We start from the raw sequence: 17,926 nt of genomic DNA on the forward strand, positions 1-17,926 counted from the left end.
CGCCGAGTGTGAAGGAGCGACTTCACATGCTCGTTACATGAGCGAAACCGTCACGGTCGTGTGAACCCATAACTTCACATCAGAGCTCCACTCCGGCCGCGGACTCCACGTCGTGGCATCCATCCGTCCTGAGAGGAATGACATGACATCCACCCCGCTCACCGGCCCCCACGATCTCGTGGAGGCCGCCGGCCACCCCCACGGGGGCGGCAACATGAAGCCGCACTACGACGACCGGCTCGCCAACGAAGACCTCGCTCCGCTGCGGAAGCAGAAGTGGTCGAGCTACAACATCTTCGCGTTCTGGATGAGCGACGTGCACTCCGTCGGCGGCTACGTCACCGCCGGCTCGCTCTTCGCCCTCGGCCTGCAGTCGTGGCAGGTGCTCGTGGCGCTGATCGCCGGAATCGTCATCGTGCAGGTGTTCGCGAACCTCGTCGCCAAGCCGAGCCAGAAGACCGGCGTCCCCTACCCGGTGATCAACCGCGTCGTGTTCGGCATCCGGGGTGCGAACATCCCCGCGATCATCCGCGGTCTCATCGCGATCGCCTGGTACGGGGTGCAGACGTTCCTTGCGGCCGAGTCGCTGAACATCGTGTTCCTGAAGTTCATCCCGGGTTCGGCGGCCCTGCTCGACGTGTCGTTCGCGGGCCTGTCGGCGCTCGGCTGGATCTCGTACGCGATCCTGTGGACCGCGCAGTTCCTGCTGTTCTGGAACGGCATGGAGGTCATCCGCCGCTTCATCGACTGGGCGGGTCCGGCGGTCTACCTGGTGATGATCGTGCTCGCCGTCTACCTCGTGTCGCAGGCCGGCATCGAGAACATCTCGTTCACCCTCTCGACCACCCAGCTCGACTTCTGGGCCTCGATCCCGGTGATGTTCGCCGCGATCGCGCTGGTCGTGTCGTACTTCTCGGGCCCGATGCTCAACTTCGGTGACTTCGCCCGCTACGGCAAGAGCTTCGCCGCGGTGAAGAAGGGCAACTTCTGGGGCCTGCCGATCAACTTCCTCTTCTTCTCGCTCCTCACTGTCATCACCGCCTCGGCCACGGTGCCCGTGTTCGGTGACCTCATCACCGACCCGATCGCGACCGTCGAGCGCATCGACACCCCGTTCGCGATCCTGCTGGGCGGACTCACCTTCGTGACCGCCACGGTCGGCATCAACATCGTCGCCAACTTCATCTCCCCCGCGTTCGATTTCTCCAACGTCGCCCCGAAGAAGATCTCGTGGCGCGCGGGCGGCATGATCGCGGCGGTCGGCTCCACGTTCCTCATGCCCTGGAACTGGTACTCCAACAGCGACGCCATCCACTACTCGCTCGGCGTGCTGGGTGCGCTGATCGGCCCGCTCTTCGGCATCCTGATCGCCGGCTACTACTTCGCGGCGCGTCAGCGCGTGAACGTCGACGCGATGTTCACGATGGATGCCGCGGGCCCCTACTGGTACCGCAACGGATTCAACCCGAACGCGGTGAAGGCCGTCATCGCCGCGGGCGTGCCGACGGTGGCGATCGCGATCTTCCCGAAGCTCTTCGCCGACCTGGGGATGTTCGACGTCTCGGCGGTCAGCGACTACAGCTGGTTCATCGGTTGCGCGTTGGGCCTGGTGCTCTTCCTCCTCTTCGAGCGGCTCGATCCCCGCGTCCCGACCTTCGACGGCGAGACCGAGGGGATCTCCGACGGGACGACGGATGCCGTCGAGGCCCCCGCCGAGGCCGATGCCCTCGTGCTCGCGCGGACGGCTGCGGACGCCACCGACGCCCCCTCGGGCGCGCCGTCGCCGCAGCGGGCGCCGGGCGTCGCCGGTGGGCGTGAGGCGCTCGCGTGAGGATCCTGCTCCTGAACCCCAACACCTCCCGGGCGATGACCGCGAAGATCGCGGATGCCGCTCGGGGGGTGGCGGGGCCCGACGTGGTCATCGACGCCGTATGCCCGGCGACCGGAGCGCCGGCCATCGAGAGCCACGTCGACGAGATCGCGGCGGCGGCGGCGGTCGTGGAGCTGATCGTGGCCGATCGCGACGGCGTCGACCCGGCGGACGCCTATGTGATCGCGTGCTTCGGCGACCCGGGGCTCGACGCGGCGCGCGAGCTGGTCGAGGTACCCGTGATCGGGATCGCCGAAGCAGCCATGCATCTGGCTGCGGTGTCGGGGCGGCACTTCGGCGTCGTGACGACGCTGAGCCGCACCCTCGGCCGGGCTCGCGACCTCGTCGCGCGGTACGGCATGGATCGTGCCTGCGCCTCGCTCGCGGCCACCGGCATCCCGGTGCTCGATCTCGAGGACACGGGCTCCGTGGCGGTGGAGACCATCGCCCGCTACAGCGCGGATGCCGCGGCCTCCGGCGCCGACGTGATCGTGCTCGGCTGCGCGGGAATGGCGGATCTGTGCGCCGAGCTCACGGCCCGCGTCGGGGTACCGGTCGTCGACGGGGTGGCGGCGGCGGTGGGGATGGCATCCGGGATGGTGCGGATGGGCTTGGGGACGAGCAAGCGCGACGAGTATGCGGCGCCGCCGGTTCGCGAGCCGGTGCGCGCGGGGAGCGGCTTCGCGGCGACGGTGGGGCCGGAGCGTCGGGAGGCGGCGTTCGCGGGTGGCCCCGGGGCGTCGGTCGTGCCCGGTGTCGGGGGTGCGGCGTTCGCGGGTGGCCCCGGGGCCACTGCGCACGCCCCGGGGCCACCGGCGGCATCCGGCTGCGAGATCCCGCGCGGGGGCTCCGGACACCGGCGCGACTCCTCCCCAGGTGGCGCAATTCCGGGTGTTCCCACAGATGTTGATGACGGTTACATTCGTGAAACGCAGGGCGCTTAGCGTGAACGGCATGAGCACACGGATCGCCGCGCGTCGGGTCTTCCTCGACGGCGCCTTCGCGCCCGCCACCCTCGTGATCGACGACGGTCACATCGCGGCGCTCGAGTCCTTCGACGCCACCGCCGACACGGTCCTTCCGCAGGACGCGACGCTGCTGCCGGGCCTGGTCGACTCGCACGTGCACTTCGACGAGCCCGGCCGCACCGAGTGGGAGGGCTTCGCGACGGGAACGGCGGCCGCGGCAGCGGGCGGCGTCACGACGGTGGTCGACATGCCGCTGAACAGCGTCCCCGTGACGACCTCGGTGGAGGCGTTGGATGCCAAGCGAGCGGCCGCGCGCGGCAAGCTCGCCGTCGACGTGGCGTACTGGGGCGGCGCGGTGCCCGAGAACCTCGGGTCGTTGCGCGCCCTCTCCGACGCCGGCGTCGTCGGTTTCAAGTGCTTCCTCTCGCCCAGCGGCATCGACGAGTTCGGCCACCTCGACGCTGTTCAGCTCGAGCAGTGCCTCGCGGAGCTCGCGGTCTTCGACGGCCTCCTCATCGTGCACGCCGAAGACCCCGCTCATCTGCCCGCGCACGGCGCGCTCGGACCCCGGTACCGCGACTTCGAGGTCAGCCGCCCGCCTCTGAGCGAGCGCGCGGCGATCGAGCGCGTGATCGGTGCCGCCCGCCGAACGGGCGCCCGCGCGCACATCGTCCACGTCTCCGACGGCGGCGCGCTCGACGCGGTGCGGGCGGCCAAGGCCGAGGGCGTGCGCCTCACGGTCGAGACGTGCCCGCACTACCTCACGCTCGATGCCGAGGAGGTGCCCGACGGCGCGGGGGCGTTCAAGTGCTGCCCGCCCATCCGCGGCGCGGGCAACCGCGATCTCCTGTGGGCCGGAGTCGTCGACGGGACGATCGACGCCATCGTGAGCGATCACTCGCCCGCGACGGTCGAGCTGAAGAGCAACCCCGACTTCGGCCTCGCCTGGGGCGGCATCGCGGGCCTGCAGACCGGTCTCTCGGCCATCCACACGACCGCGCGCGAGCGGGGGCTCGCGTTCGAGACCCTCCTGCCGCTCATGACCACGGGGCCCGCGCGCATCGCCGGTCTCGCAGGCCTCGGAGTGATCGAGCCCGGCGCTCCGGCGCACCTCGTGGCCTTCGCCCCCGACGAGCAGGTCGTGGTCGACGCGGCGAGTCTCGAGTACCGCAATCCGGTGTCGCCGTGGCACGGCAAGACGCTGACCGGCGTCGTACGCGAGACCTGGGTGCGCGGTTCGTCGGTCTATCGCCGAGGGGCGCCCGTCAGCGAGCGGGAGGGGCGCGAGCTCCTGCGCGAGGCCGCGGCGGTGCAGGCGTGACTCCCGCGCCCGAGGCCCACGAGCCCGTCGCCTCCGCCGGAACGAAGGTCCCTGAGCCCGTCGAAGGGACCGGCTCTCACGCCCGCACGTCGACACCCGTCCCCATCCTCCAGCCGGGCGTCGGGTTCGTCCCCGGCGACCACTACCTTCCCGCCACACAAGCCACCGTGATGTGGGGGCGCCTTCCGTGCGCGGCCGATGCGCCCGCGCTCGAGATCGGCTCGGGCGAGAGCGTGACGTTCGACACCGTCAGTCACGAGGGCATCCTCGACGACCAGGGCAAAGACCCCCTCGCCTTCTTCGCGGCCCACGGCGTGCCCGCCGATCACGTGCTCGACGACGCGATCGAGATCGCGGCATCCGTCGCACGGGATCCCTTCGCCGACGGACCGCACGTCGTGGTGGGGCCCGTGCACGTGCGCGGGGCCCGCCCCGGCGATCTGTTGAAGATCACCGTCGAGACCCTGACCCCGCGCGTCCCGTACGGCGTGATCTCGAACCGCCACGGCAAGGGGGCGCTGGTGGGCGAGCTGCCGCGCGGCGAGCACAACGTCAGCGTCTTCGCCGCCGTCGCCGAGCGCGAGGGCGTGCTGCACGGAACCCTGCCGATCGTCGAGGGCGGCGACCCGATCGTCGCTTTCCCGCTCGCCCCGTTCCTCGGCACGATGGGCGTGGCCGTCGCGGCCGACGAGCGACCGCACTCGGTGCCGCCGGGCACGCACGGCGGCAACATCGACATCAACCTTCTCGTCGAAGGCACCACGCTGTTCCTGCCGGTGCAGGTCGACGGGGCCCTCGCGTATGTCGGCGATCCCCACTTCGCCCAGGGCGACGGCGAGGTCGCGCTCACCGCGCTCGAGGCCTCGTTGCGCGCGACGCTGCGCTTCGAGGTGATCCCCGCAGATGCCGCCCGCGCGGCGTTCGGCGAGGTGACCGGCCCGCTCGTGCGAACGCCCGAACATCTCGTGCCGACCGGCATGGACCCGGACCTCGACGCCGCGATGCGCGCGTGCGTCCGTGCATCGCTGGCGCTCATCGGGGGACGGTGGGGCATGGACGAGCACCTCGCCTACGCCTATCTGAGCGCCGCCACCGACTTCGACATCTCGCAGGTGGTCGACATCGTCTCGGGCGTGCACGCGCGGATCCGTGAGGCGGATTTCGCCGAGATCCCGTCCGTGGAGCCCGTGCCGCTCGCATCTGCTCACGAGGGAGGCATCGCGTGAGCCCGATCCTGGCCGCAGCCCTGGCCCGCGCCGAAGCGGCTGACGTGTGCGTCGAGTCGGCGACCGACGTCGCCGCGCCGCTGCCGCCCGCGAATCGCGTGTCCGGAAGTCCCGAACGAATCCCTCGGCTGTCGGTCTTCCGCGGACACCCGACGCAGCAGAAAGGCGGGCGACGCTCGTGACGGATGCCGAACAGGGACAGGCCGTGGCCGTTCCCGCAGACGACGCGGCGATGCCGGACGACCTGCGCGCAGCCTTCGACGCCTACGAGAGCGCGATCGTCGCGAACGACCTCGACGCTCTCGACGCCTTCTTCGCGCCCGGGACGCAGACCCTCCGAGGCGATACCGCGGGTCTGCTGGTCGGGCACGACGCGATCAGCGGTTTCCGGGCTCTGCGCGGCGGCGTTCCGCCGCGCGAGATCGCCGAAATCCTCTACCGCCCTCTCTCCTCGGGACGCCGGGCCGCACCCGTCGCCTCGGACGACGTCCGTGACGATGCCGGCGCCCCGGGCACCCCGGCAGGCGGCGGCGACGGCGATGTGGCCCTTCTCGTCTCGGTCTCGGCGTTCCGAGGCGGTGGGCGCGGTCTGCAGACGCAGATCTGGCAGCGCATCGACGGGCGATGGCTCATCACGGCCGCCCACGTCACCCCGCGGACTCCCGCGCTCGACCGCACGATCTGGCGCAGCGTCGGCGACCCGTTCCTGCAGGGCGCGTGGGAGGGACCGCTCGCGGGCCTCACGGTCGCGGTGAAAGACCTGTTCGCGATCGCGGGCTTCCGCATCGGGGCCGGCAATCCCGCCTATCTCGAAGAGGCACGCCCCGAGAAGGCCACGGCCCCCGCCGTCGCGGATCTGCTGAGAGGGGGTGCCTCACTGCGCGGCATCGCGCGCACCGACGAGTTCGCCTACTCGATCGCGGGCGACAACGTGCACTACGGCACCCCGCCCAACGGTGCCGTCGTCGGAGCCCTCCCCGGCGGGTCCTCGAGTGGACCGGCGTCGGCCGTCGCCCTGGGCCACGCCGACATCGGCCTCGCGACCGACACGGCCGGTTCCATCCGCGTGCCCGCGTCGTACCAGGGTCTGTGGGGGCTGAGAACGACCCACGACCTCGTTCCGCGCCAGGGCATGCTGCCCCTCGCGCAGTCGTTCGACACGATCGGCTGGCTCACCCGCGACGGCGACACGCTGCAGCGCGTGGCCGACTGGTGCCTCAGCTACGACGGCTCGGCCTCGACCGAGAGCGTCTACGGAGCCTCGGGCGATGACCTGCCGTGGCGCTTCCTCGTGCCGGAAGAGATCCTCGACTGCGCCGACCCCGACACGCGCGAGGCCTTCTCGCGGTTGCTGGCGTCGCGCGCGGCATCCGACGATCCGCCGTCGTTCCGCGCCGTGCACACGGGCGAGGTGGATGCCGCCTTCACCGCGTTCCGCACCGTGCAAGGCGCCGAGGCCTGGCGCAACGACGGCGAGTGGCTGCGCGCGCACCCCGGGGCCGTGGGGGAGGCGGTGGCCGAGCGCTTCCGCGCCGCGTCGCAGATCACCGCCGCCGAGGAGTCCCGCGCCCGCGCCGACCTCGAACCGATCGCCGCGCACCTGGCGGAGCTCGTCGACGGCGCCGTGCTGATCTTCCCGACCGTCCCCGGCCCCGCGCCGTTGCGCACCGCCGACGTGGATGCCGTCCGCGCGGCGACCCTGCGCATGACCGCGCCCGCGGCGGCGGCGGGCCTGCCCGCGATCTCAGTACCGCTCCTGACGGTCGGGGGTGCGCCGGTGGGCGTGTGCCTGGTGTCGCGCGCCGGCACCGACATCGCGCTCGTCCGTCTCGCCCGTCGGCTGGCCGCGCTGGTCGGGGCGGGGGACGGGCGATGAGCCGCCGGCCGGCCCCGACTCGGTCCGCGGCCCGCTCCGTTCCGGCGGCGCCTCGCTCTGCGCCGACACAACCCCTGCAGTTGCCCCGTTCGGCGGCATCCGACGCCTCGATCGCCCGGATTGCCGAAGTCGTGCCGACCCGCGGCACCGCTCGCCCCGTGCCGATCCGCGTCGCAGCCCGCCCCGCGTCGCTCCACCCCGCCTCCCGCCCCACCCGCACCACGGAGTCCCGATGACCCACCTCCCCGGCCCGATCGACCCGCCCGCCCGCCTGCTCATGGGCCCTGGCCCCATCTCGGCGTACCCGAGCGTGCTGCGCGCGATGGGCGCCCCGCTCGTCGGCCAGTACGACCCGTTCATGACGGCGACGATGACCGAGACGCAGGAGCTCTATCGGCGGGTCTGGGGCACCGACAACGACGCCACGCTGCTCATCGACGGCACGAGCCGTGCCGGTATCGAGGCGGCCATGGTCTCGCTCATCCGCCCCGGGGACCGCGTGCTGGTGCCCGTCTTCGGGCGGTTCGGCCACCTGCTCGCCGAGATCGCCGAGCGGGCCCTCGCCGAGGTGCACACGATCGAGGTGCCGTGGGGGCAGGTGTTCCCGGTGTCGACGATCCGCGAGGCGATCGAGCGGGTGCAGCCGCACCTCGTGGCGTGCGTGCAGGGCGACACCTCCACCACGATGCTCCAGCCGCTCGACGAGATCGGCGAGATCTGCCGTGCGCACGGCGCGCTGTTCTACACCGACGCCACGGCCTCGCTCGGCGGCAACCCCTTCGAGATGGATGCCTGGGGCCTGGATGCCGCGACCGCGGGACTGCAGAAATGCCTCGGCGGCCCCTCCGGATCGGCGCCGATCAGCCTGTCCGCGCGCGCGGTCGAGGTCGTCCGCTCGCGTGCCCGCGTCGAGGCCGGCATCCGCGAGGAGGGCGATGCCGTGGCATCCGACTTCATCCGCTCGAACTACTTCGACCTCGCGATGATCCTCGACTACTGGGGACCGCGCCGCCTCAACCACCACACCGAGGCGACCACCATGCTCTACGGCGCGCGGGAGTGCGCGCGCGTGCTGCTGCTCGAGGGCCGCGACGAGGTCATCGCGCGACACCGGCTGCACGGCGACGCCATGCTCGCAGGTGTCGAGGGGCTCGGGCTCACCGTCTTCGGCGACGTCGCGCACAAGATGACGAACGTCGTCGCGGTCGAGATCCCGGATGCCGTGGTCGGAGACGCGGTGCGGAGCGAGCTGCTGAGCGACTTCGGCATCGAGATCGGCACCTCGTTCGGTCCGTTGCACGGACGCGTCTGGCGTATCGGGACGATGGGGTACAACGCTCGGAAGGACGCCGTGCTGACGACGCTCGCCGCCCTCGAGGCGGTGCTGCGCCGTCACGGGGCGACGGTGTCAGCAGGTGGAGGTGTCGAGGCAGCGCAGGGCGTGTACGCGGGGGCGGGCGCGTGATGCGCAGCGTCGCCCACCGAGAGACGTCGACGGGACGCCGCGCATGACCGCCGCCAGACGCCTGCAGGTCGCCCCCGAACGCATCGCGGCGGCATCGCGCCGTGTCATGGGTCGCTGCGAGGAGCTCGCGCGGGTCACGGCGACGCCCGGGAGCATCACGCGCGTCTACCTCTCGCCCGAGCATGCACGCGTCAACCGCCTCGCGGCGGAGTGGATGCGCGAGCTCGGCATGACGACTCGCCAGGACGCCGCCGGCAATCAGGTGGGGCGCCTCGCCCCCGCGGGATCCCCCGACGCCCCCGCTCTCCTGCTCGGGTCGCACCTGGACACCGTCCCGGACGCCGGACGCTTCGACGGCATCGTCGGGGTGCTGCTGGCGCTCGAGGTCGTGCGGCTTCTGCGCCGTGTCGACGATGACGGTGCGGCATCCAGTCCCTTCCCCTTCGCGCTCGAGGTCATCGCTTTCAGCGACGAAGAGGGGACGCGCTTCGGCAAGGCCCTGCTGGGCTCGTCAGCGGTCGCCGGGCAATGGGATGCCGCGTGGTGGGACCTCGCCGATGCCGACGGCATCACGCTGCGCGAAGCGTTCCGCGACTTCGGGCTCGACCCGGGCCGCGTGGGCGAGGCCGCGCGGCGACCCGACGAGCTCGTCGCCTACCTCGAGGCGCACATCGAACAGGGACCCGAGCTGCACCGCAGCGGGCAGGCGCTCGCCGCGGTGTCGTCGATCGCCTCGGCCCGGAGGTTCCAGCTGGTCGTCGAGGGCGAGGCCCGACACGCCGGCGGCACGCCCTACGACATGCGGCGCGACGCTCTGCTCGGGGCGAGCGAGGCCGCCCTCGCGGTCGAACGCATCTGCCGGGGCGAGCATCACATCATCGGGACGGTCGGGCAGCTCGAGGCCTTCCCGGGCGCCGTGAACGTCGTGCCGGGGGAGGCGCACTTCTCACTCGACCTGCGCGGGGAGTTCGACGACACGCGCGATCACACGTGGGCGGAGATCTCGAGCGAGCTCGACGCGATCATGGGACGTCGGGGCCTGCGGTGGCGCGCCCGAGAGGTGCACAGCGCTCCCGCGGTGTTCTGCGCACCGCTGCTGCAAGACGTCGTCCGCGCGGGTATCGGGGCCGACGCCCCGACCCTCTTCAGTCGCGCCGGTCACGACGCCATGTCGATCGGCGCGATCACCGGGGTCGGAATGCTGTTCCTGCGCAACCCCGACGGCATCAGCCACCACCCCGATGAGGCGGTCACCGGGGCCGACGTCGCGGCCGGACTCCGGGCGCTCGCCGAGGCGGTGCTGCACCTCGGGGCGGAGGTGCGCTGAGGGGTGCTCCCAGGCGCCGGCCATGGCTCCGGGGCGCGGTGTGCGCGGGTGCGGCAGCCGCAGGGGCGCCGGCCATGGGCCCGGGAGCGCGGTGCGTGCGGTGCGGTAGCCGGAGGGGCGACGGAAGTGGCCCCGGGGCGGCCGCGGTGGCCCCGGGGCCACCTGGGGACAACGCTCCTGACGGGCTTGCAGGGTGAGCCCATCGAGAACCCGCAGTCGCACCGCGAGAATGGACGCATGACCTCCGCTCCCGAGATCCTCGAACTGCTCGCCTTCGCCGCGGAGCCGGGCGGAGGCAATCCGGCGGGAGTGGTTCCGGATGCCGTGGGCCTCGATACCGCGCAGATGCAGCGGATCGCGACCGACCTCGGCCACCCCGAGACGGCGTTCGTGGGGCAGCGCGACGGCCGCCGGGTCGCCGTGCGGTACTTCTCGCCGGGAGCCGAGGTGCCCTTCTGCGGGCACGCCACGATCGCGACCGCCGTCGCGCTCGCCGAGGCCGAGGGTGTCGGCCCGTTCATGTTCGAGACCGCGGCCGGCGTCGTCGAGACGTCGACCGAGCGTGACGCCGAGGGCCGCGTGACCGCCGGCTTCCGCAGCGTCGAGCCGCACCTCGAGGCCCTCGATCCGGAGGTCGCCGACCGCCTGCTGGGCATCCTGGGTCTGCGCTCCGACGACCTCGATGAGCGGATGCCGCTCGCCCAGGCCTTCGCCGGCAACCTGCACCCGGTGGTCGCGATCGCCTCTCGTGAGACGTTCGACGCGTTCACCTTCGATCCCGCGGTCCTTCGCACGCTCATGGACGAGCGCGGATGGAAGGGCACCGTCATCACGGTCCACATCGGGGGCGACCTCGTCGACGGCCTCGTCGCCGAGGCGCGCAATCTCTTCCCCGTCGGTGAGATCACCGAGGATCCCGCGACGGGTTCCGCCGCCGCCTCTCTGGGTGCGTACCTGCGCGAGCGGGGCGGCCTCGCCGCGCCGTTCGCCTTCACGGTGCTCCAAGGTCGGCATATCGGGCGACCGAGCGTGCTCGAGGTCGAGGTCCCGGCATCCGGAGGCATTCTCGTGCGGGGAACCGCGACGCCCCTGTGACGCGGGGTTCGGGGCGCATTCCGTCGTTCGGGGCGCGAGTCGTCCGCCCCGAACGACACGGTGCGCCCCCAGCCCGGCGAGGGCCTCGCCGGCTTCACCGTCATCTCGTTCGGGGCGGGTTCTTGCGTTCGGGGCGTGAATCTTCCGCCCCGAGCGACGAAACGCGCGCCCAGCCCCTCCGCTCGGCCTCAGCCGACGACGCAACGGGAGCCGAGCCGGACCCCGCTCATTTCCCGCCCGCCAGCCGCCACACCCGATCGCGCGAGAACGGCAGCTCGTAGCCGCGACGACCGAGTGCGCGCGAGACGGCGTTGCCGATCGCCGCGCCCACCGGGTTGTACGGCGATTCGCTCATCGACTTCGCGCCGAAGGGGCCGAGGCTGTCGTCGGTCTCAGCGAAGTACACCTCGGTGTCGGGCACGTCGGCGAACTGCGGAACCCGGTAGGTGCGGAACACCGGGTTCTGCACCACGCCGTCCTCGAGGAGCACCTCCTCGTACAGTGCTCCGCCGAGCGCCTGCGCGGCCCCGCCCTCGATCTGCCCGCGGCACTGCGCAGGGTTGATGACGACCCCGGCGTCGGCCGACTGGATCGACTGCAGCACCTTCACGGTCCCCGTCTCGGGGTCCACCGCGACCCGGGCCGCGTGCACGTTGAAGGCGAGAGAGCGCAGGTCGCCGAACTCCGCGCCGTCCGCGGTGAGCTCGTTCCCGCCCCCGGCCGCGACGATCCGTCCCCACGAGACGACCTCTCGGCCCACCCGGATCCCGGATGCCGTGAACTCCATGTCGTCCCTCCCGGATGCCGAGTCCGCGAGGGGCGCCTCATCCCCGTATGCCGCCGCGGGGCGTCCGATCGGCGTCCTCGACCCGACGGCGGATGCCGCGACCGCGAGTTCAGCGGCATCTCCGGTCGCGAGTTCCCGGGCGATGTCGACCATCCGCCGCCGCAGCGCCGTGCAGGCGCCGAAGAGGGCCTTGCCCGCGACCACCGTGCCGGCCGAGGCGAAGGCCCCGGTGTCGTGGCGGACGGCGTCGGTGTCGGCGGCCCACAGCTCGAGGCGCTCGGGAGCGGCGTCGAGCACGGTCGCGGCGATCTGCCGGTGCACGGTCGAGGTGCCGTTGCCGAACTCGGCCGTGCCCACGCGCAGCAGGTACGTGCCGTCGCCGCGCAGGGTGGCGGTGGTGTGGGCGATGTGGCCGCGCGGTGCCATCGTGGCGATCATCGCTGTCGCCATGCCCTCGCCGACGAGCCATCCCTCGGGGGCCTCGACGCCGTTGCCGCGGCGCAGCGCGTCCTGCGCCAGGTCGAGGCACTGGTCGAGGCCGTAACTGCCCCAGATCAGGTCTTCCTCGTGCGTCTCGCCGTCGTCGGGGTGCAGCGGATCGCCCTCGCGCACGGCGTTGATGCGGCGCAGGTCGAAGGGGTCGATGTCGAGTTCCTGGGCGAGGGCGTCCATCGCCGATTCGACGGCGAACACCACCTGTCCGAGGCCGTATCCGCGGAACGCCCCCGACGGCGGGTTGTTGGTATAGACCGCTTCGGCGTCGATCCACTTCGCCGGAACCCGGTAGAGGGTCGTCGACTCCGCGCACGAGTGGAACAGCACACCGATCGCGTGGTTGCCGTAGGCGCCGGTGTCGCTCAGCACGTCGATCTTCATCGCGGTCAGCCGCCCCGCGGCATCCGCCCCCAGCGTCGCGCGCACGCGCATCGGATGCCGCAGCGACGCCCGCACGAACTGGTCGGTGCGCGAGAACTCGTACGCCACCGGGCGCCCGAGCTTCAGCACGGCCAGGGCCGTGAGGTCTTCGGTGAAGAGCTCCTGCTTGCCGCCGAAGCCACCGCCGACTCGCGTGGCGTAGACGCGCACGCGGTCGCGCTCGAGGCCGAAGACGTGCGCGAGCTCGTTGCGGGCGAGGAACGGCACCTGCGTCGATGAGCGGATGACGAGGCGCCCGTCGTCGTCGAGCCATCCCACGGCCGCATGCGTCTCGAGCGCCGCGTGCGTGACGCGCGAGGAGCGCCATTCGCCGGTCACCGTCGCGTGACTGGTCGCGAGGGCGGCGTCGATGTCGCCGCCGTGCCCGGTGTGGAACCCGGCCACGACGTTGCGTCCGGCATCCATCACGCGGTCCGCGGGGGTGCGGTCGGGGTGCAGGAGGGGCGCCCCGGGGCGCCGGGCCTGCTCGGGATCGAAGACGGCGGGCAGAACGTCGTAGTCGATGCGCACCGCGCGGCAGCCGGCATCCGCCGCCTCCGCCGTCTCGGCGACGACAGCGACCACGCGCTGGCCGACGTGTCGCACGACGTCGTCGAGCATGCGGGTGTCGTCGGGGTCGTCGGTGCGGTGCTCGTGCCGGCCCGTGGAGTAGCGCACGTCGGGCACGTCGGCGTGGGTGAACACGGCGACGACCCCCGGTACGGCAAGCGCCTCGGACGTGTCGATCGCGCGCACGCGGGCGTGGGCGTGCGGGGAGGTCACGACCCGCAGCACGAGGGCGGGGCCGCCGGGCACGGGCTCGTCGAGGGTGAACGGTTCGCGTCCCTGCACGATGCGGCGCGCCGCCTCGGGGATGACCGAGGTGCCGACGCCCGCGGTGGGGGAGGCGGCGGGCGCGGACGACTCCTGCAGATCGGTTCCTGCGAGGGCGGACGAAGGTCGGTCGAACCGCTCCGCAGGAGGAGTGCGCGCGATCAGGGCGGGCCCTGCGTCGCCCGGAGTGCGGTGATGGCCGCCGCAGCCGGCGCCGCACGCGGCAGTGTCGGTGTCCGCGCCGCCCGCGTCCGCCCCGCTTCCGGTCTCGCGCACCGGACCGAGCACCGAGGCCCGGATCGCTTCGCGGATCGGTCGGTACCCGGTGCACCGGCACAGGTTGCCCTTCATGCGGCGGTCGAGGTCGTCGAGGTCGTCGGCGGTGAGGGTGGATGCCGTGACGCTCATGCCGGGGGAGCAGAAGCCGCACTGGAACCCGAAGCCGCTCGCGAGCGCCTCTTGCACGGGGTGCAGGTCGTCGCCGGGGGCGAGGCCCGCGGCCGTGGTGACCGCACGCCCCTCGAGGCGCACGGCGGGCACGATGCACGAGTGGGTGGGCGTGCCGTCGAGCAGCACGGAACAGGCGCCGCAGTCTCCGGCGTCGCACCCCTTCTTCACCTCGACGTGCCCCGTCTCGCGCAGCAGCGTACGGGCGCACTGACCGGCCCGCGGCTCCACCTCGACGGGGGAGCCGTTGACGTGGAACCTCATCCGGCTGCCTCCCCGGCGGTCGTCGCCCGGCCCCTCGGCGCGGCGGACGGGTGCGCTCCCCCTCGGCCCGGGAGGGATGCCGCCGTCATGCCGCACCCCGCTGCGGCTCGCGCTGGAACTCCGCGCGCAGGCGCTCGGCGAGCACGATGCTCACTCCGCGGCGCCAGTCGGCGCTGCCGAGCGGGTCGCTGTAGAAGTCGGTGGCGCCGGCCACGGCATCCCGCAGTTCCCCGGCTCCCGGCACCCGTGCGAAGCGCAGCACGCGCGGGCGGCGCACCGCCGCCGTCACGACGAACACGCTCGATCCGTCGGGGTCGACGCGCGCGGTGACCACCGCACCGGAGCGGCCGAGCTCGGCGAGGGCGATCTTGCGCAGGCCGACCTGGGCGGTGAGGGCACGCAGCGGGATGTCGAGCGCGCGCACGACCTCTCCCGGCGCGAGCGAGGTCGCGGCGTTGTCGACGACGAGGTCGGCCACCGCGATGCGGCGCTCGCCGCCGTCGGGCGTCCACACCAGTGCCGTGGCATCCAGGGTCGACAGCAGCGCGATCATCGCGCCGGCCGCGAACGCCTGGCAGACGTTGCCGCCGACGGTCGCGGTGTTCCAGATCTTGAACGACGCCAGCAGGGCGTCGGCGGCGGGGCGGGCGAGAGCGAGGGAGGTCCACGCGAGCGGGGCCTCGTGCTCGACCCACGCCAGCAGGCGCGCGATGGTGCAGGTCGCACCGATCCGCAGGCCCTCGTCGGTCACTTCGAGGTCGGGCCAGTCGAGGCCGGTCAGGTCGACGAAGCCGGTCGTGCCCGGCTGCGGCTCGCTCATGAGCCAGGTTCCGCCGGCGATGACGACCTCGCCGTCGCGCAGCGCGAGGTCGGCGCGCGTCCGGGCGACGCGGTGCGAGGTGACGCTGGTGATGTCCATGCTCAGCCCGCCAGGATCCGGCCGGTCCAGCGCCCGTCGGCGAGCGCGTAGTGCTGGCGCGTGCTCTGCCCGAGGGCGTCGCCCCTCCAGAACGTGAGCGTCACGGGGCGCACGCGGAAGCCCACCCATCGCTCCGGTGGGTCGAGCTCGGGATGCGCGGCGTCGAACTCCGCCCACAGGTGCCTGCGTTCGAGCACGTGCAGGTGGGCGTTCTCGTCGGTGTTCAGCCACGCGAGCAGCTGCAGGTAGCGCGAGCGCCGGCGGTACACCTCGGCGGCGTCGGCGGGGCCGACCCGCTCGACGATCCCCCGCACGACGAGCTGGCGGCCCACGTCAGGCCAGACGACCGACATGGCCGCGACCGGGTTCGCCGCGATCTGCGCCACCTTCGCGCTCGCGGCATCGGTGTGGAAGTACAGCCCGGTGAGGTCGCGATCGCTGACCAGCACGTGCCGCAGCGAGGGCAGGCCGTCGCGGCCCATCGTCGCCAGCGCGGCGAGGGGGCGGAGCTCGCTGTCGTGCGGCGGCAGCCAGCGCACGAGCAGCGTCAGCGGATCGTCGACGAGTGTGTCGACGTCGTCGACGTCGGAACCGAACGTGGTGCCGGCCGTGATCATGGCGACCTCCGAGGATGCTGCGGGTATCGACGAGCGTAGGCAGCGCGCGTTTCGGCGATGTTGCCGCCATGAACATTCGTCGAAACACGGCGTTCGTACACTCCCCGCATGAGCGTGCTGCCCCTCATCGACTCGTGTCCCAAGCGCATGGAGTACGGCCCGTGCGGCGGGGTCGGCTTCGACGGCTCCTGCGAGGTCGACGCGGCGCACCGGTGCGCGTTCGTCCACCGTCCGACCGTGCCGTGGACGGGCCTGGACCGCACCACGGCGGTACGGCCCGCACCGCGCACCGCCGCCGCGACCGCGACCCTCGACGCGCTCGGCACGCGCCCCTGGATCGTGGCCGATCTGCCGGCGCGGGCGCTGAGCGTGGCATCCATCGACGCGTGCGCCGGAATCCTCACGGGAGAAGTGGATGCCGTCCTGGCCGGCGACGCGGGAAGCGCCCGGGTGCAGTTCCCTCCCGCGTACCGCGCGCACCTGCTGCAGCGGCGCGGCCTGCGCGTGTGGACGGGGCTCAACATGCGCGACCGCAACCGGGTGGCGATCGAGGGGGAGCTCGCCGCCCTCGCGGTCGAGGGCGTCGCCGGGGTGCACTGCGTGACGGGCGATCACACGCAGACGGGGCACCGCCCCGACGCCGCACCCGTGTTCGACCTCGACTCCACCGAGGCCGCCGCCCTGGCCCGCGCCGCCGGGCACGTCGTGTCGGTCGCCGCCTCTCCGGCCGCCCCTCCCGTCGACCGGCGCGCGGCGCGGCTGCGCGAGAAGCTCCGCGCCGGCGCCGACGTGTGCTTCGTCAACCACGCCGGTGGGGCGGAACCCGTGCGCCGTTTCATCGACGAGGTCGGGGACGGCATCCGATTCCTCCCCTGCGTGCCGGTGGTGGTCGACCACGCCTCGGCCGATCTGCTGGAGTCGATCACGACGCTCGTGCTGCCCGAGGACTTCCTCGCGCGCGTGCGGCGTGCTCGCGACCCCCGCGCCGAGGGGATCGCCCTCGCGGTGGCGATGGCGCAGGAGATGCTTGCGCTCCCCGGCGTCGTCGGCGTCAACCTGTCGGGCGGACGCGAGGGTGCGGAGGAGTCGTTCGCCGAGGCTCTCGCCGAGATCGGGCGGCGCCTGCGCTGAGCGCGCGGGGGCGGCCGCGGCCCCCGGCGGGTGTCCGGGGGTGCCGCGCGCGTCGCGGGGATGCGACGTGTCCGGGGCGCTCGACGACTGGGCGGTGCCGGGGGCGCGGCGCCGCGGGCGATGCGGGTGGGGCGATGTCGCCGGGCGCGGTGTCCGGCGACGCGGGGCAGCGCCGTGTCAGCGCGTGACGGCGGGGGAGAGGTCGGCCGCCACCGCGACGAGATGGCCGCCCTTGCGCTCGGCGCGGGCGATGCCGCGGGAGTCCGCGGCGTCGCGCTCGAGCAGCCGCCACGGGTGCGCGTCGATGTCGGCGCCTCCGGTCGCGCACGCCAGCAGGGCGAGGGGCTCGAGCACGCGCCAGCGGCCCCGCGGGCGCTGCATGTCGACGATGCCCGCGCGACCGCCCGGGCGCACCGCGGCGCACGCGCGGCGCCAGGCCTCGTCGCGCGCAGGGATCACGCTCAGCGCGTAGGTCGAGAACACGGCATCCGCCGCGCGCCCCCCGTTCGCTGCGACGATCGTGGAGGGGTCGAGGGTCGCGGCATCCGCCGACACCAGGGTCACCGAATCGTTCCACCCCGACGCGGCGACCCGACGACGGGCCACGGCGAGCATGTCGGAGCTGCGGTCGACACCGACCACGCGCCCCGTCGGTCCCACGGCCGCGACGAGCCCGGCGAAGTTCAGACCGGTGCCGCAGCCGAGGTCGATCACGGTGTCGCCGGGTCTCGGGTCGAGAAGGCGGATGCCGGCCTCTCGGCCCGCCCGGTACACCCAGCGTTCGCCCGAGAGCACGTCGTACCAGCGTGCGCCGACGCCGTAGCGGCGCATCGGTGTCGTCATCGCGCCACCCCCTCTTCCGAC

General features: G+C 72.9%; 14 protein-coding genes. 10 read left to right on the plus strand and 4 right to left on the minus strand.

Annotation, left to right across the window (positions count from 1 at the left end; translation table 11 throughout):
- Nucleotides 1-142 precede the first annotated feature (142 nt).
- The 9 genes from AB0N80_RS03425 (at nt 143) to AB0N80_RS03465 (ending at nt 11,148) form a co-directional block, all read left to right on the plus strand.
- The gene (locus tag AB0N80_RS03425) at nt 143-1,831 is read left to right on the plus strand and encodes an NCS1 family nucleobase:cation symporter-1 (RefSeq protein WP_315993914.1); all 1,689 of its coding nucleotides are present in this window, start codon (nt 143-145) and stop codon (nt 1,829-1,831) included.
- On the plus strand, nt 1,828-2,814 hold the full coding sequence (locus AB0N80_RS03430; protein ID WP_315993913.1) for an aspartate/glutamate racemase family protein: 987 nt from the start codon (nt 1,828-1,830) through the stop codon (nt 2,812-2,814). The genes AB0N80_RS03425 and AB0N80_RS03430 overlap by 4 nt, the downstream gene beginning before the upstream one ends.
- A gap of 10 nt (nt 2,815-2,824) precedes the next feature.
- A complete protein-coding gene (allB, locus tag AB0N80_RS03435; protein ID WP_363387846.1) occupies nt 2,825-4,159 on the plus strand; it encodes an allantoinase AllB in 1,335 nt (444 codons plus the stop codon).
- Between the two features lie 104 nt (nt 4,160-4,263).
- Nucleotides 4,264-5,385, plus strand: a complete 1,122-nt coding sequence (locus AB0N80_RS03440) for an acetamidase/formamidase family protein (RefSeq protein WP_363578174.1) — start codon at nt 4,264-4,266, stop codon at nt 5,383-5,385.
- A complete protein-coding gene (locus tag AB0N80_RS03445) occupies nt 5,382-5,567 on the plus strand; it encodes a hypothetical protein (protein WP_363577566.1) in 186 nt (61 codons plus the stop codon). The genes AB0N80_RS03440 and AB0N80_RS03445 overlap by 4 nt, the downstream gene beginning before the upstream one ends.
- Before the next feature lie 23 nt (nt 5,568-5,590).
- A complete protein-coding gene (locus tag AB0N80_RS03450) occupies nt 5,591-7,261 on the plus strand; it encodes an AtzH-like domain-containing protein (RefSeq protein WP_363577568.1) in 1,671 nt (556 codons plus the stop codon).
- Nucleotides 7,262-7,493: 232 nt separating this feature from the next.
- On the plus strand, nt 7,494-8,726 hold the full coding sequence (locus AB0N80_RS03455; RefSeq protein WP_363387837.1) for an alanine--glyoxylate aminotransferase family protein: 1,233 nt from the start codon (nt 7,494-7,496) through the stop codon (nt 8,724-8,726).
- Between the two features lie 43 nt (nt 8,727-8,769).
- The gene (locus AB0N80_RS03460) at nt 8,770-10,053 is read left to right on the plus strand and encodes an allantoate amidohydrolase (RefSeq protein WP_363577570.1); all 1,284 of its coding nucleotides are present in this window, start codon (nt 8,770-8,772) and stop codon (nt 10,051-10,053) included.
- A 237-nt stretch (nt 10,054-10,290) separates the two neighbouring features.
- Complete coding sequence (locus AB0N80_RS03465; RefSeq protein ID WP_363577572.1) at nt 10,291-11,148, plus strand: PhzF family phenazine biosynthesis isomerase; 858 nt, start codon at nt 10,291-10,293, stop codon at nt 11,146-11,148.
- A gap of 226 nt (nt 11,149-11,374) precedes the next feature.
- On the opposite strand, the gene AB0N80_RS03470 is transcribed toward AB0N80_RS03465, so the two are convergent.
- From AB0N80_RS03470 to AB0N80_RS03480, 3 genes are all read right to left on the minus strand, one after another.
- Nucleotides 11,375-14,395, minus strand: a complete 3,021-nt coding sequence (locus AB0N80_RS03470; RefSeq protein WP_363577574.1) for a molybdopterin cofactor-binding domain-containing protein — start codon at nt 14,393-14,395, stop codon at nt 11,375-11,377.
- 85 nt (nt 14,396-14,480) lie between these two features.
- The gene (locus tag AB0N80_RS03475) at nt 14,481-15,314 is read right to left on the minus strand and encodes an FAD binding domain-containing protein (protein ID WP_363577576.1); all 834 of its coding nucleotides are present in this window, start codon (nt 15,312-15,314) and stop codon (nt 14,481-14,483) included.
- Between the two features lie 2 nt (nt 15,315-15,316).
- Nucleotides 15,317-15,931: a pyridoxamine 5'-phosphate oxidase family protein gene (locus AB0N80_RS03480; RefSeq protein ID WP_363577578.1), complete on the minus strand. Its 615-nt coding sequence runs from the start codon at nt 15,929-15,931 to the stop codon at nt 15,317-15,319.
- 108 nt (nt 15,932-16,039) lie between these two features.
- Here AB0N80_RS03480 and AB0N80_RS03485 point away from each other — a divergent pair, with 108 nt between their 5' ends.
- Nucleotides 16,040-17,062, plus strand: coding sequence for a methylenetetrahydrofolate reductase C-terminal domain-containing protein (locus tag AB0N80_RS03485; protein WP_363577580.1), 1,023 nt, complete (start codon nt 16,040-16,042; stop codon nt 17,060-17,062).
- Between the two features lie 177 nt (nt 17,063-17,239).
- Here AB0N80_RS03485 and AB0N80_RS03490 read toward each other — a convergent pair whose 3' ends face one another.
- Nucleotides 17,240-17,905 (minus strand): methyltransferase domain-containing protein, encoded by a 666-nt coding sequence (locus AB0N80_RS03490; protein WP_315993903.1) that lies wholly within the window; start codon nt 17,903-17,905, stop codon nt 17,240-17,242.
- Nucleotides 17,906-17,926: the final 21 nt, after the last annotated feature.

The sequence above is a fragment of the Microbacterium sp. NPDC089188 genome (assembly GCF_040685155.1).
GTDB classification, from domain to species: Bacteria; Actinomycetota; Actinomycetes; order Actinomycetales; family Microbacteriaceae; genus Microbacterium; species Microbacterium galbum.